This is a genomic window from Paenibacillus sp. 203 (assembly GCF_037027525.1).
Classification (GTDB): domain Bacteria; phylum Bacillota; class Bacilli; order Paenibacillales; family Paenibacillaceae; genus Paenibacillus; species Paenibacillus polymyxa_B.
In genome coordinates, this window is record NZ_JAXCHD010000001.1 from 598,910 (window position 1) to 613,746 (window position 14,837).

Genomic DNA, 14,837 nt, shown 5'->3' on the forward strand with positions numbered 1-14,837 from the left:
TTGCATACCGCACAAGTCCATGTACCTGTCCAGCGGGAAAAGGATACCCCTTTTTCGGTAAAATCGCTTAGCATGAAGCCCAAAATAGTTGTTTGTCATGACGTCAGCGGAGCAATATTCGTATATGCACTCATTATTCACATATGTATGCAAGTCGATTTTAAACATACCTGTTTTCAAAGAATGACGTTATCGGAAGCGTTTTAGCGAAAAAAGAAGAATTTTGTAAAATAGCTTCGGAATGTTGGTCTCTTTTTTTACTTGGCGTTAACATATGTGCTATACTGAAGGGGCAAAGGAGGCGTGCCCTATGAACTTAACAGTACGAGGTCAACAGATCGAGGTTACCGACGCTTTGAAGGACTACGTTGATAAGAAATTCAGCAGACTTGAAAAGTATTTCGATGCACCCCCGACGTCTGATGGAAGTGTAACGTTAAGCACAACCAGAGATTTGCACACTGTAGAAGTAACCATTCCTTTGCCGGGGCTTGTACTCCGTGCCGAAGACGAGAGCGATGACATGTATGCATCCATTGATGCCGTGGTAGACAAGCTTGAACGGCAAATTCGCAAGCACAAAACCAAGCTAAACCGAAAATTCCGTCAGGAAGGCAGTTTGAAAACCCTTTTTGTGGAAGATCCGGCAGGTGGCGTGGCTGTTGCTGAAGATGAGGATGTAGAACTGGATGAGCTGGAAGTCGTCCGCACCAAGCGTTTCTTATTGAAACCTATGGATGTGGAAGAAGCTATTCTTCAAATGAACATGGTTGGACATAATTTCTTTGTATTTTCCAATATTGACAACGAAGAAGTTAACGTAGTTTATAAGCGCAATGATGGTAAATACGGTCTGATCGAACGGGAATAGCCTGTGAAGTAGGAACTTTTCACATTTTAAAATGAATAGAACGATTTCGATTGAAGCATGCTTCATGGATATTAGGAAAATGAAAACAACACGAGCCTTATCCTTGCGAACCTGGCGGGATAGGGCTCTTTTATATGTTTTTTATAAATGTAAGGAAAATTTAACTTGGATAAGTGTAACCAAGTTGTGTATTTCGTGCGTCAATTGTTTTGGTATCTTTAACCGGATGCAAATCTGGAGGCTGCTTGTGTTGCGGCATGTCCTACAAACTGTTACAATTTATGCAAAGAACATCGCACGATGGGCTGGTACAGCCGGGCCTGTCAAACATATCGGGAATCAATTTCATCATGGACCCTTTCTTATTGTGAAATTGATTCTATTAATTGTTTTGCGTGAAAGGGGTAAACCATGCTAGGAATTGTTAAGAAAATCTTCGGAGATACCAATGAACGTGATGTCAAGCGTTTAATGAAGACGGTTGAACTGATCAATAAGATAGAGCCGGATTTCGAAAAGCTCTCGGATGAGGAGTTGCAAGCGAAGACGGAGGAATTTAAAGCTCGGGTCGAACAAGGGACTACGGCTGAAGAAATTTTGCCGGAAGCTTTTGCAACGGTTCGTGAAGCGTCCAAACGGGTGCTGGGTAAACGTCATTATGACGTACAGTTGCTCGGCGGTATTGCGCTGCATGAAGGTAAAATTGCCGAAATGAAAACCGGTGAAGGTAAAACACTGGTAGGAACACTGCCGGTTTATTTGAATGCTCTGTTGGGCAAAGGCGTGCACGTGGTTACGGTCAATGACTATTTGGCGCAACGTGACAGCGGAGAAATGGGACAGATTTATAACTTCCTGGGAATGTCCGTAGGCCTGAATTTGGCCAATATGGATCATGCCGCCAAGCAGGAAGCGTATGCTTGTGATATCACGTACGGTACAAACAACGAGTTCGGGTTCGATTATCTACGCGATAATATGGTGCTTTACAAAGAGCAGATGGTTCAACGTCCGTTGTACTTCTGTATCATTGATGAGGTCGATTCCATTCTCGTCGATGAAGCTCGTACACCATTGATTATTTCAGGACAAGCTCAGAAATCGACAGAGCTGTATTTCGCGGCCGACCGGTTTGTGAAGAGCCTGAATGTTGAAGAAGATTACACGCTGGATATTAAGGTGAAGTCGGTTGCTTTGACCGAAAACGGCGTATCCAAAGCTGAAAATTTCTTTGGTCTCGAAAACTTGTACGATCAGGAAAGTGTTACAATCAATCATCACATTGTACAGGCATTGAAGGCTAATGCTATTATGCGTTTGGATGTGGATTATGTCGTAGCTGACGGTGAGGTTCTGATTGTCGATGAGTTTACAGGTCGTCTGATGGCTGGACGCCGTTATAGTGATGGTTTGCATCAAGCCATTGAAGCGAAGGAAAACATCATTGTACAAAATGAAAGCATGACGCTAGCGACGATTACATTCCAAAACTATTTCCGTATGTACCGCAAATTGGCGGGGATGACGGGTACAGCGAAAACAGAAGAAGAAGAATTCAAAAAAATATATGGTCTGGAAGTGCTCCAAATCCCGACGAATCGCCCCAACCAGCGTGTGGATATGCCTGACGTAGTGTACAAGAGCGTAAAAGGCAAATTCCATGCAGTGGTAGATGAAATTCTGGAGCGTAACAAAAAGAACCAGCCGATATTAGTAGGTACGGTTTCTATTGAAAACTCGGAGCTTCTTTCTGAAATGCTGAAACGCAAAGGCGTTCGTCACAAAGTGCTTAACGCCAAGTATCATGCTGAGGAAGCTGAGATTATTTCCCGTGCAGGTGAAGCTGGCGCAGTTACCATCGCTACCAACATGGCTGGACGCGGTACTGACATCGTACTGGGCGAAGGCGTATCAGAACTCGGTGGTTTGCACATCATCGGTACAGAACGTCATGAATCCCGTCGTATTGATAATCAGCTTCGCGGACGTGCAGGACGTCAGGGTGATCCGGGTTCCACACAGTTTTACTTATCGCTGGGCGATGAGTTAATGAAGCGTTTTGGTGCGGACAACGTACTGAATATGATGGAGCGGTTGGGTTTCGAGGAAGACCAACCTATCGAGAGTCGTATGATTACACGTGCTATCGAATCAGCTCAAAAACGTGTCGAAGGCAACAACTTTGATCAACGTAAAGTCGTTCTCCAGTATGATGATGTAATGAACCAGCAGCGTGCTATTATTTACAAGCAACGCCGTGAGGTGCTGGAATCAGAGAACATCAAAGAAATTGTGTTTGACATGATCAAGCCTGTCATTGAGCGTGTGGTGGAAGCTCATTGCGGTGATGACATTCCTGAAAACTGGGAACTTGAAGAAGTAGCAGAGTATGTGAACAACAACCTGCTTGAGGAAAATACACTTACACGTGACGACCTGTGGGGCAAGGAAAAAGAGGAGATCGTGGATATGATCTTCGAGAAAGTGACCAACAGATACCACAGCCGTGAAGAAATGATTGGCGAAGATATGGTACGCGAGTTCGAGAAAGTTATCGTACTGCGTGCAGTCGATAGCAAATGGATGGACCATATTGATGCTATGGATCAATTGCGTCAAGGTATTCACTTGCGTGCTTACGGCGGTACCGATCCGCTGCGCGAATATCAATTTGAAGGCTTCGAAATGTTCCATGCTATGATTGCTAGCATCCAAGAGGAAGTAGCGACATACATCATGAAAGCACAAATTGAATCCAATCAAGAGCGTCAAGCTGTCATCGACGAAGACAAAATCTCGACGAGTGGTGAACCCGCGGCTCCTAAAAAGAAATCCGCTCCTTCGCGTCCGCGTAGAAAATAACGGATTGAAATTAAGGGAGAAATCTTGAGATACACTATTCCCTGCAGTGCATATAATGGCAGGCGGCAGTTCAACCACTGACCGTCGGCCATTTTGTGCCATACAGGGGTGAGACTGATGTATTCAACTTATAGTTCTTCTGTTTGAGGGTCAGTTTGAATATTGATGAATGGCTAGATTGCTCTCAATTCTTTTAAAACAATTATGACAAGCAAGCAGGTATCTGCTTGTTTGTCAGTTAATTCAGCTCTTGACTCGGCTTCACATACCAGAGCCGATTATTTAAAAGTCGTTTGACTTTACGGCGGTTGGTAGCGAAGCGGAGGATTTGAATCTGGAGAAGCGTCAGCGTTCGCCTTTGCAGTGAGATGCCCACCTTTGAATTTGTTAATCCAATTAAGGGCATCTCGCTGCAACAGCGATCGTAAGATCAAATCATTCGCGCAGCGTCTCCTCACCCAGCCGTAACTCACAACGCTCCATCCCCCTAACCATATATTAAAAGGAGAATGACATCATGATTGATCCAAGTGTAAAGCATGATTTGCGAGAAATAGGCAAGAAACTAACAAACCTTAGGGGGTCTCTTTGACTTAGATCTCAAACAGGAAATGATTGCAAACTTTGAAGTAAAGATGGCTGCACCTGACTTTTGGGATGATAATGATAAGGCTCAAGGTGTAATTGCAGAAATGAATGCTGTTAAGTCATCAGTAGACAGCTATGAACAGCTTCGTCAGGAATATGAAGACGCTGGTATGATGGCTGAGTTGGCTGATGAGGAAGGCGATGAAACACTGGCTGGAGAGATCGAGAACAGTGTCACTTCTCTGCTGAGCAAGCTTCAGGAGTTTGAATTGCAATTGCTTTTGAATCAGCCGTATGACAAACTTAATGCCATTCTAGAGTTGCATCCGGGAGCAGGCGGAACTGAGTCCCAAGACTGGGGGCAAATGTTGCTACGGATGTATACGCGCTGGGCTGAAAAACGGGGCTTTAAGGTAGAGACCCTGGATTATCTAGCAGGTGATGAAGCAGGGATTAAGAGTGTAACACTATTGATTAAAGGCTATAATGCCTACGGCTATCTGAAAGCGGAGAAAGGCGTGCATCGGCTGGTTCGTATCTCTCCATTTGATTCCTCCGGCCGTCGGCATACATCGTTCGTATCCTGTGATGTGGTGCCGGAAATTGCGGATGATGTGGACATTGAAATCCGCACGGAAGATCTTAAAATTGATACGTACCGGGCCAGTGGTGCGGGCGGTCAGCATATTAATACGACCGATTCAGCCGTTCGGATTACGCATTTACCTTCCGGTATTGTCGTGACCTGTCAGAATGAACGTTCCCAGATCAAGAACCGAGAGCGTGCCATGACGATGCTCCGTTCCAAGCTCTACGAGCGTAAGATCGAAGAGCAACGTCAGCAATTGGACGAAATCCGCGGAGAACAGTCGGATATTGCATGGGGAAGCCAAATTCGCTCCTACGTGTTCCATCCATACAGCATGGTTAAGGATCACCGTACTAGCGTGGAGACTGGCAACGTAGGAGCTGTCATGGATGGCGATCTCGATCCATTCATCGATGGTTACCTGCGCAGCCAAATTAAGCTGGACGCAGAATAATAGCCTGTACGTTTTCCTACAGTCCGCAGACCATGTGCCTGCGGACTGTAGGAATTTTTGTGTAACGGTATTTTTTAACTAAAGGAGAACACGAATGATGTTTCAATTGAATCCTCCCGCTGCCCGCCGAAGACGACGCAAGCCTCTGATTGCCGCCAGCGGACCCGCACGCAACGTGACCGATATTTTACTGATTATACTCGGCTCTTTCATTACAGCGCTGACCTTTAACATGTTCTTGCTCCCAAACCGGATTGCATCCGGGGGTGTATCGGGCTTGTCAATCTTGGGCGAGGACCTGTTTGGCCTGGAACCCGCCTATACGCAGTGGGGAATGAATATTCCGTTATTTATCGCAGGGGTCCTGCTGTTAGGGAAAAAATACGGTTTACGTTCTCTGCTGGGAAGTATTATGCTCCCGCTGTTCGTTTATGTGACGAAGGACTGGGCAGTACCGACAACAAATCCGTTGCTGGCTTCGCTATATGGTGGAATCGGAGTAGGATTGGGTTTAGGTACCGTGTTTCGGGGCAGGGGCTCGACGGGTGGACTGGCTATTTTGGCGCAGATTATTCAAAAGTATACGGGTTTTAGTCTTTCTCTCTGTGTCATGTTGATGGATGGCACGGTGATCACACTGGCTGGTTTCGCCCTCTCGCCGGAACGGGCACTGTATGCATTGATCGGCTTGTTTGTAACGGGCAAGGTCATTGATGCCGTGGAAATGGGACTGAGCTACTCCAAAGTGGCTTACATCATATCCAATCAGAAAGAAACGATCACGCAGGCTATTTTGCAGGATTTGGACCGGGGATTGACAGAGCTGGCGGGACGGGGCGGTTACACGAACGAAGAACGTCCTGTGCTTATGGTTGTAGTCGGACAAAACGAGGTAACTCGCCTTAAAACGCTCGTCCGTTTGGTAGACCCAGAAGCCTTTGTGATTATTAGTAATACTCGTGAGGTATTGGGTGAAGGGTTTAAGAAGGAAAGCTGAAACCAAGAGGGCCTTCTGGAGGCATGCTCTTAACTGAATCCATGCAGGAGAGCTCACTAATGTAGTGGGCTCCTCTCTCTTCAGTATGGCTTTACTAGATTTTTTTTACTAATCGTTCAAGCCAATTTGCCGTTTGTCCTTGATTGAAATACGAGGTTGGCGTCCCTTTTACGCCGTGTTTTCACCATGAATAGACCGCCTGCTAAGGGTTGATCGGCACTATCATCATCTTGAGCAGTCGTAATATATAACTCATCCAGATGTTCACCGCCAAAAGAGCACGAAGTCACACAATTGACGGGGAGTGACACCTCAGCAATCACTTCTCCATGAGCAGGATGGATACGGGAGACACGTTTACCGCCCCATCTCGCGATCCACAACATGCCCTCTGCATCGATTGTCATGCCATCTGGATACCCTTCACTTTCATCCAATCTAGCCACCAGTTGCTTATTCCTAATCGTGCCTTGTGCCACATCGTAATCGAAGGAGACGACCTCCAATGTTGGAGTATCAATGTAATACATTGTACGATGATCTACGCTCCAGGCTAATCCATTAGATATGGAGGCTTTATCAACCAGTAAGGAGACATGGCCTTTTGTGCTCAAACTATACAATGCCCCTTGCGCGTGTTCGTCATTTAGGCTCATTGTTCCTGCTAAAAAACACCCTGCAGGATCGCATTTTCCATCATTAAAACGATTACCTAGTTTACCTTCCTCAGGATCATGAATCAATACTTTGGCCCCTGTCTCAATATCCAAACAATATAGACCGCTAATCAGCGCTACGATTACTTTATTTTTGAGATAAGGTACAACTGCACCAATATGTTCACCAACATCTATTGTACGATCTGTACACGTAGAAGGATCATAGATATGCAATTGAAAGCCTTCAATATCGACCCAAAATAAACGTTGAAACCGCTGATCCCAGCTAGGCCCCTCGCCTAACTTTGCTTTTGCATCTATAACGATATTCGCTGTATATGTTTCGATGTGTAGCACTCCTAACGTTTTGGTTTATTTTCGACCCCAATTATCCGCTTCAGCGGCTCCTCTGCGCAGATTCACTAGATGCAGCCCATGTGATTTGCTCTTGTGTGTAGTGCTACGTGTACTCCCTTCATGTTCAACAAGTTCATAAAGTGCAGCAAATGACCAATCGAGATGAATACCAATATGTGAAATAATTTAAAGGGAATATCCTCCTCCTTTTCTTTATGCAAAACGGCAGACTGTATTCAAGAGGCCCTCTGTTTATTTTTTATTTCCTTTATTATAGCCTGTACTGCCTGCCCGTCAAAAGAATAGGTAAGAGCGCATATTTTAAATTTGGAGGAATAACATGACATGAGGTGTTGTATTTATATGAATAGAGTCGTATAATAATACATATTTCATAGGAACGGAATGGAGGAAGGTCTGTGAGCAGCAAGTTAAAAGTGGCAATTGTCGGTTCCACCGGGTATGGCGGGGTGGAGCTGATTCGTTTTTTGGTTCATCATCCGCAAGTAGAGATTGTATCTGTTATTTCTTCATCCAGCGCGGGTGTCCCAATCAGTGACGGGTTTCCACATCTGACGGACATTGTGGTGCAGGATTTGGACGGTGTCGAAGTCCACGAAATTGCTGCCAAGGCCGATCTGGTTTTCACTGCTACGCCATCGGGCGTTAGTACCAAGTTAGTGCCGCAGCTTCTTGATGCCGGACTGAAGGTCATTGACCTTTCAGGGGACTTCAGGCTTCGAAGCGGGGAAACGTATGAAGCATGGTATAAAAAGCCTGCGGCTTCACCCGAGTATCTCAAGCAAGCAGTATACGGACTCAGTGAGGTGTATGCAGAAAAGCTGGCGGGCGTTTCTTTTATTTCTAATCCAGGCTGTTATCCGACCGCAACATTGCTGGGCATTATTCCAGCGCTGAAAGCGGATTGGATTGACCATCGGTCGCTGATTGTAGATGCCAAATCCGGGGTATCTGGCTCAGGTAGGGGAACAAGCCTCGTTTCGCATTATGCGGAAATGAACGAGAATTTTAAGGCTTATAAGGTGAATAAGCACCAGCACATCCCTGAGATCGAACAGGTACTGGGTGATATTGCGGGCGAGGACGTTACGATTACGTTTACGACACAACTTGTTCCCATGACCCGAGGAATTATGAGTACAATTTATGTCACGCTGAAGGGTGACCATACAGATCAGGATCTTATCGGGTTATACCGGGATTATTATAAAGGGCATCCTTTTGTCCGCGTACGTGGCGAAGGTATATGGCCAGCAACGAAGGAAGTATTGGGTTCGAATTACTGCGACATCGGTTTTGCAGCAGATGCTCGAACCGGGCGCCTTACGATTATTTCCGTCATTGATAATGTTGTGAAGGGTGCCGCTGGACAGGCGATTCAGAATTTAAATTTGATGATGGGATGGGAGGAGAACCTCGGGCTGGGCTTCATACCGGTATATCCGTAAGTAGCAAGTAACCGCAACATGGATACGGAAACGTCAGCGAGCGGAATTTCGAATACAGGCTGCTGTCATTCATCGAATATGTTGCGAACGAGGGCACATAATTATGGGCAAAGTAGAGTTTACAGTAGTAAACGGAGGCAACATCGTAACTCCGCGTGGCTTTACAGCCGGGGGATTACACTGCGGACTGAAAAATTCGAACCGCAACGATATGGGCGCGATTCGTTGCGAGGTAGAAGCGACAGCTGCTGCGGTGTACACCACCAATGTGTTTCAGGCTGCACCGCTGAAGGTGACCCGCGAGAGCTTGGCAGATGGTCGATTGCAGGCAGTAGTGGTAAACAGCGGGAACGCCAATGCCTGCACGGGACAACAAGGAGAGCAGGATGCCTACGCTATGCGTTCGGCTGCGGCTCATGAACTGGGTGTTGCTGAGAGCAATGTAGCCGTCGCCTCGACGGGCGTGATCGGCGAGCATTTGAAAATGGATTGTGTACTTGGCGGTATATCCTCCTTACCTAATCGTATGAGCGGGGCGAATGATGGAGCAGAGCAATTTACGCAAGCCATTCTGACAACGGATTTAGTTAAAAAGGAAGCGTGTGTGGCGGTTGAAGTGGACGGTGTGACCGTACACATCGCCGGGGCGGCCAAGGGATCTGGCATGATACATCCGAATATGGCAACAATGCTCGCTTTTATGACCTGTGATGCAGCGATCGGACAGACGGCGCTTCATCAACTATTAAAGCAGGCAACGGATACCAGCTTTAATATGATTACGGTGGATGGGGATACGAGCACGAACGATATGCTAATCGCCATGGCGAGCGGACTGGCTGGCAATCGTGAACTGCACGTAGGGCATCCCGATTGGGACGCTTTTGCCGAGGCGTTCACCTATATCTGCCGAGAGTTGGCGAAGGCAATTGCTCGCGATGGAGAGGGTGCTACGAAGCTGGTAGAGGTGTCTGTAAGCGGAGCGGTAAGCGATGCGTCCGCTCAAGCGATAGCTAAGACGGTGGTTGGGTCCAGTCTGGTCAAGTCAGCCGTCTTCGGAGCAGATGCGAATTGGGGACGGATTATTGCGGCCGTAGGGCGTGCTGGAGAGCCAGTTAATCCAGATACGGTAGATATTCGCTTGGGTGATATTGTTGTGCTAAGCCAATCGAGTCCGGTCGCTTTTGACGAAGAAGAGGCGCTAGCCTATTTGAGGGGAGATACGGTGCAAATTATTGTTGATTTGCATCACGGGAACGGAACCGCTACAGCATGGGGTTGTGACTTAACCTATGATTATGTGCGGATAAACGCTGCTTATCGGACATAGAGACCAGAATAAAATACGGATTGAATAAGGATAGTAGATAATAGAAACAACGAGCGGATGGAAGTCCAGTAGCATTTGAAAATTGCACGGATATGCAGAGAAGAAAAGGAGAGATGATATGCAATCGGCAGTGGAACACGCGGATCAAGCGAATCATGCGGGAGTGGCACGTCGTAATTTTGTGATGAAATGCGGAGGAAGTACGCTGGCTGCGTTACCTGATTCCTTTTTTGAAGATTTGGCGCGTTTGCAGTCGGAAGGTCTTCAACCTGTCATTGTACATGGCGGTGGCCCTGCGATTTCCGATAACTTGGCGAAGCTGGGGATCGAAACAGAGTTTATTCATGGATTACGCAAAACGACCGAACCTGTGCTAGATGTCGTGGAAATGGTACTGGCGGGCAGCATTAACAAGCAGATTGTACGTAGAATAGGGATGCATGGGGGCCGAGCGTTGGGGTTGTCAGGCAGTGATGGCTATTTAATCGAAGCCAAGCCTGTGTCGAATGCCGCTGAGGTCGGTTGGGTCGGAGAGGTAACGTCCGTTCAAGCCTCGATTATTACAGGTGTACTGGATATGGACTATATGCCTGTTATTGCACCCATCGGGATTGATCGATCTGGTCAGCGTTACAACATTAATGCAGATACAGCGGCGGGTGCGGTAGCCTCTCATCTGGGGGTCAGTCGGATGATCGTCGTTACAGATGTACCAGGTATATTGAAGAAGTATGGCGGAGAAAAGAAAGTGCTGGATTCTATCACCGTACAGGAGATTGAGGATATGATCAGCACAGGTGAAATATATGGTGGTATGATCCCGAAAGTGAGAGCGGCTATTGCCTGTATCCACGGCAAAGTGAAGGAAGTCGTCATTGTGAACGGTAGCGAACCGCAGGTACTAAGCCGTGTGCTGGGCGGAGAATCGATTGGAACACGCATCGTGCGTATGCAGTAATTGCAATATATAGCTCGACCTATATAACCAAACGATAAAGGAGCGTGAACATAATGAGTAAGGAACCGAATACGCTGGTGAGCGAGGAAATGCCAAGTACGGATGGAAGCGGAGTGCAAACGGAAAAGGTGTCGGCAAAAGCGCAGACAGAAAGCTCCCTTTTTCCAACCTACGCAAGATACCCGCTTACACTCGTAAAAGGACAAGGAAGCTGGCTGTGGGACGATCAGGGCAAGCGTTATCTGGATTTCATGTCAGGCATTGCCGTTACCAATCTCGGCCATGCGCCTCAAGCAGTAGCTGAACGATTGAAAAAACAGATCGATGAATTGTGGCATGTATCCAATCTGTTTCATATTCCGGGGCAAGAACGGGCCGCTGCCTTGCTGACAGCCAATAGCAGCGCAGATGCCGTGTTCTTTTGTAACAGCGGTGCGGAAGCCAATGAAGCTGCAATTAAGCTGGCGCGTCGTTACCACCAGAAGGTAAAGCAGACCGGTCGCTACGAAATCATTACGTTCACGCAATCCTTTCACGGACGGACGCTGGCAACCTTGACCGCTACGGGTCAGGACAAAGTTAAAGAGGGATTTTTACCGCTTCCTGCCGGGTTCAAAAGTGTTCCGCTTCATGATCAGACGGCGCTTGAAGCAGCCATTAGTGAGCACACGGCGGCAATTATGCTGGAAATGGTGCAGGCTGAAGGTGGCATGTATCCGGTAGACCCTGCTTTCGTAGATGTGATTACAAAGCTGTGCCGTGAGCATGGTTTGCTGCTGATCATTGACGAGGTACAAACAGGTATGGGACGGACGGGCAAACTGTTTTCCTTTGAGCATTATGGTATAGAGCCGGATATCTTTACATTGGCGAAAGGACTGGGCAGTGGTTTCTCTGTGGGTGCGATGCTAGGCAAAGGATATTTGCGTGAAGCGTTCACAGCGGGCAGTCATGGTTCTACCTTTGGAGGTACGCCACTTGCTATGGCAGCGGTTCAAGCTACTATTGAAACGATTATTGATGACAAGCTACCAGAACGTGCAGCTGAGATGGGAGATTACCTTTTCCATAGTCTGCAAAAGCAGCTTGGAGATAGTCCTTTTGTAAAGGATATCCGTGGAAAAGGTCTGATGGTTGGTATTGAGTGTGCGGAACCGGTAGCGGAGCTTGTTTTGGCAGGACAGAAGAAGGGCATTCTGTTCATTACAGCAGGACCAAACGTGATTCGTCTGTTGCCTAACTTGTATGTAACGAAAGACGAAATAGATCAGGCTGTAACCTTGATTGCTGAATTGATTCGGGAGCATGCGGCTTAGTGTAAAGGCCAAATCATCCTTCCTAGACTAGAGTGTAAAAGGAGACGATAGCATGAGCCAGAGCGGCGCACTGCAGCAGATGAATTTGAAAGGACGGGACTTCCTGGAGCTGGACGATTACTCTCCAGAGGAAATCCAGTATTTAATTGATCTCGCCATTGAAATTAAGCGTAAGCACAAAAACGGGGAAACTTATCAGCCGCTAAAAGGGAAAACGCTCGGACTGATTTTCGAAAAATCCTCTACACGTACACGGGTATCTTTCGAAGTCGGTATGTATCAATTGGGCGGGCATGCCCTTTTCCTCAGCAAAAATGACATTCAACTGGGACGCGGCGAACCGATTAGCGACATGGCTCAAGTCATGTCACGTTATCTGGATGGCATTATGATTCGTACCTTTGGGCACGATAATGTGGTAGAGTTGGCACGTTATGCATCCGTTCCTGTGATTAATGGATTGAGTGATTTGGCGCATCCATGCCAAGTGCTAGCTGATTATCAAACCTTGTATGAGCAAAAGGGTAAGCTAAAAGGGCTCAAATTGGCTTACATCGGAGACGGTAACAATATGGCTCATTCCCTCTTAATTGGGGGAGCAAAGCTTGGAGTGCATGTGTCCATTGCAAGCCCAGTTGGATACGAGCCGGACCCGAATGTGGTCGCAGCTTCCCGTGAAATTGCCAAACAGACAGGGAGTGAGATCGTTATAACCCAGAGTCCGCAGGAAGCAGTGCAAGATGCGGATGCGATCTACACAGATGTGTGGGCGAGCATGGGGTTTGAGGAAGAGCAGAAGGAGCGGGAGCTTGCTTTTGCCGACTTCCAGGTGAATGAGGAGCTAGTCAAGCTGGCGAAGCCGGATTATTTATTCCTGCACTGTCTGCCTGCGCATCGTGGGGAAGAAGTAAGCGCAGGCGTAATCGATGGTCCGAATTCGGTCATCTTTGATGAAGCAGAGAATCGTCTGCATGCGCAAAAAGCGCTGTTAGTTGCTTTAATGGCATAAGGTTGATAGGTATTGATAGGTAAAGAAGATAAAGGCTAGAAGCATTCGGGGAGGACTTCAACAATGGCAAAAGAAAAAATCGTACTCGCATATTCCGGCGGTCTGGATACGTCGGTCATTCTGAAATGGCTCAAAGAAACTTATGATGCTGAAATCATCGCATTCACCGCAGATATCGGTCAAAAGGAAGAACTGGACGGTTTGGAGGAAAAAGCACTCGCTACAGGGGCTTCCAAAGTGTACATTGATGATCTGCGTGATGAATTCGCCAAGGATTTTATCTATCCGATGTTTCAGGCGGGTGCTTTATATGAAGGACAATATTTGCTCGGAACGAGTATTGCACGTCCATTGATCGCTAAGCGGATGGTCGATATTGCGATTGCCGAGGGAGCAACAGCCATTGCTCACGGGGCAACAGGCAAAGGTAACGATCAGGTACGCTTCGAGCTGAACGCGGCGGCGTTGACGCCGGATATCAAGGTGATCGCACCTTGGCGGCTGGAAGAGTTTCGCAATCAGTTCCCGGGCCGTGCAGAAATGATTGCCTATGCGGAAAAACACGACATTCCGGTAACTGCTTCTGCAGCCAAGCCATACTCCATGGACCGTAATCTGCTGCATATCAGCTATGAAAGCGGCGTGCTGGAGGACCCTTGGTTTGATCCAAGTGCTCCTGAAAATAAAGGAATGTTCTTGCTCAGCAACGCGCCTGAGGACGCTCCTGATGAAGCAGAATATTTGGAGTTGGAATTTGAAGCAGGTAACTGCGTCGCTTTGAATGGAGAACAGCTAAGTCCATTGCAAGTGATGGAAAAACTGAATGAGCTCGGCGGCAAGCATGGTATCGGACGTGTGGATATGGTAGAGAACCGTTTTGTCGGCATGAAAAGTCGGGGAGTCTATGAGACGCCGGGCGGTACGATCCTGTTCACAGCTCACCGCAAAATGGAATCTATCACGATGGATCGCGAGGTTATGAATCTGCGTGATAGTCTGATTACTCGTTATGCTACCTTGGTTTACAACGGTTTCTGGTTCGCACCGGAACGTGTCGCTTTGCAGGCCCTGGTTCATGAGAGTCAGAAAAATGTCAGTGGTACCGTGCGTGTGAAGCTGTACAAAGGCAACGTTATCGGTGCAGGCGTTAAAAGTCCGGTTAGCTTGTACAACCCGGACATTGCAACCATGGAAGCCGACCCGACACAAGCCTACGATCAAGGCGATGCAACAGGCTTTATCCGCTTGAATGCACTGCGTTTAAAGGTCAACGCGGGCGTAACACAAAATCATAAATAATGATGTAAACCTAAAAAATGTACGGGATGCGGGCCGTTCTTGTCCAAACGACGAGGGCGGCTTGTATTGCAGAGAGGGG

11 protein-coding genes and 1 pseudogene are annotated in these 14,837 nt (G+C 47.3%); 10 read left to right on the plus strand and 2 right to left on the minus strand.

Annotated elements, in window-relative coordinates; all coding sequences use genetic code 11:
• The first annotated feature begins 310 nt into the window (after positions 1 to 310).
• Together hpf and secA are read left to right on the plus strand one after the other, a co-directional pair.
• Entirely contained in the window at positions 311 to 871 is a 561-nt protein-coding gene (hpf, locus tag WA407_RS02785) for a ribosome hibernation-promoting factor, HPF/YfiA family (RefSeq protein ID WP_013312261.1), read from the plus strand.
• A gap of 411 nt (positions 872 to 1,282) precedes the next feature.
• A complete protein-coding gene (gene secA / locus WA407_RS02790; RefSeq protein WP_069290528.1) occupies positions 1,283 to 3,733 on the plus strand; it encodes a preprotein translocase subunit SecA in 2,451 nt (816 codons plus the stop codon).
• Between the two features lie 238 nt (positions 3,734 to 3,971).
• Here secA and WA407_RS02795 read toward each other — a convergent pair whose 3' ends face one another.
• Positions 3,972 to 4,139 carry a hypothetical protein gene (locus WA407_RS02795; RefSeq protein WP_336076725.1) on the minus strand — a complete coding sequence of 56 codons (168 nt, stop codon included), beginning with the start codon at positions 4,137 to 4,139 and terminating at the stop codon, positions 3,972 to 3,974.
• A gap of 111 nt (positions 4,140 to 4,250) precedes the next feature.
• Here WA407_RS02795 and prfB point away from each other — a divergent pair.
• Positions 4,251 to 5,364 (plus strand): peptide chain release factor 2 gene (gene prfB, locus WA407_RS02800; RefSeq protein ID WP_155765234.1). Its coding sequence is split into 2 segments (ribosomal slippage): positions 4,251 to 4,322 and positions 4,324 to 5,364, totalling 1,113 coding nucleotides; the frame shifts between segments, so codons are not numbered across the junction.
• 97 nt (positions 5,365 to 5,461) lie between these two features.
• The gene (locus WA407_RS02805) at positions 5,462 to 6,361 is read left to right on the plus strand and encodes a YitT family protein (RefSeq protein WP_235308283.1); all 900 of its coding nucleotides are present in this window, start codon (positions 5,462 to 5,464) and stop codon (positions 6,359 to 6,361) included.
• A gap of 94 nt (positions 6,362 to 6,455) precedes the next feature.
• Here the strand turns inward: WA407_RS02805 and WA407_RS02810 are convergent.
• Positions 6,456 to 7,377: pseudogene (locus tag WA407_RS02810) on the minus strand (SMP-30/gluconolactonase/LRE family protein).
• Between the two features lie 419 nt (positions 7,378 to 7,796).
• On the opposite strand from WA407_RS02810, the gene argC reads away from it, so the two are divergent.
• The 6 genes from argC (at position 7,797) to WA407_RS02840 (ending at position 14,758) form a co-directional block, all read left to right on the plus strand.
• Positions 7,797 to 8,846 (plus strand): N-acetyl-gamma-glutamyl-phosphate reductase, encoded by a 1,050-nt coding sequence (argC, locus tag WA407_RS02815; RefSeq protein WP_069290524.1) that lies wholly within the window; start codon positions 7,797 to 7,799, stop codon positions 8,844 to 8,846.
• A gap of 103 nt (positions 8,847 to 8,949) precedes the next feature.
• Positions 8,950 to 10,176 (plus strand): bifunctional glutamate N-acetyltransferase/amino-acid acetyltransferase ArgJ, encoded by a 1,227-nt coding sequence (gene argJ / locus WA407_RS02820; protein ID WP_336076726.1) that lies wholly within the window; start codon positions 8,950 to 8,952, stop codon positions 10,174 to 10,176.
• Positions 10,177 to 10,294: 118 nt separating this feature from the next.
• Positions 10,295 to 11,134 (plus strand): acetylglutamate kinase, encoded by an 840-nt coding sequence (gene argB, locus WA407_RS02825; RefSeq protein ID WP_061829941.1) that lies wholly within the window; start codon positions 10,295 to 10,297, stop codon positions 11,132 to 11,134.
• 53 nt (positions 11,135 to 11,187) lie between these two features.
• A complete protein-coding gene (locus WA407_RS02830; RefSeq protein ID WP_336076727.1) occupies positions 11,188 to 12,450 on the plus strand; it encodes an acetylornithine transaminase in 1,263 nt (420 codons plus the stop codon).
• A gap of 52 nt (positions 12,451 to 12,502) precedes the next feature.
• Positions 12,503 to 13,459 (plus strand): ornithine carbamoyltransferase, encoded by a 957-nt coding sequence (gene argF, locus WA407_RS02835; protein WP_254328296.1) that lies wholly within the window; start codon positions 12,503 to 12,505, stop codon positions 13,457 to 13,459.
• A 63-nt stretch (positions 13,460 to 13,522) separates the two neighbouring features.
• A complete protein-coding gene (locus tag WA407_RS02840; protein WP_061829944.1) occupies positions 13,523 to 14,758 on the plus strand; it encodes an argininosuccinate synthase in 1,236 nt (411 codons plus the stop codon).
• Positions 14,759 to 14,837: the final 79 nt, after the last annotated feature.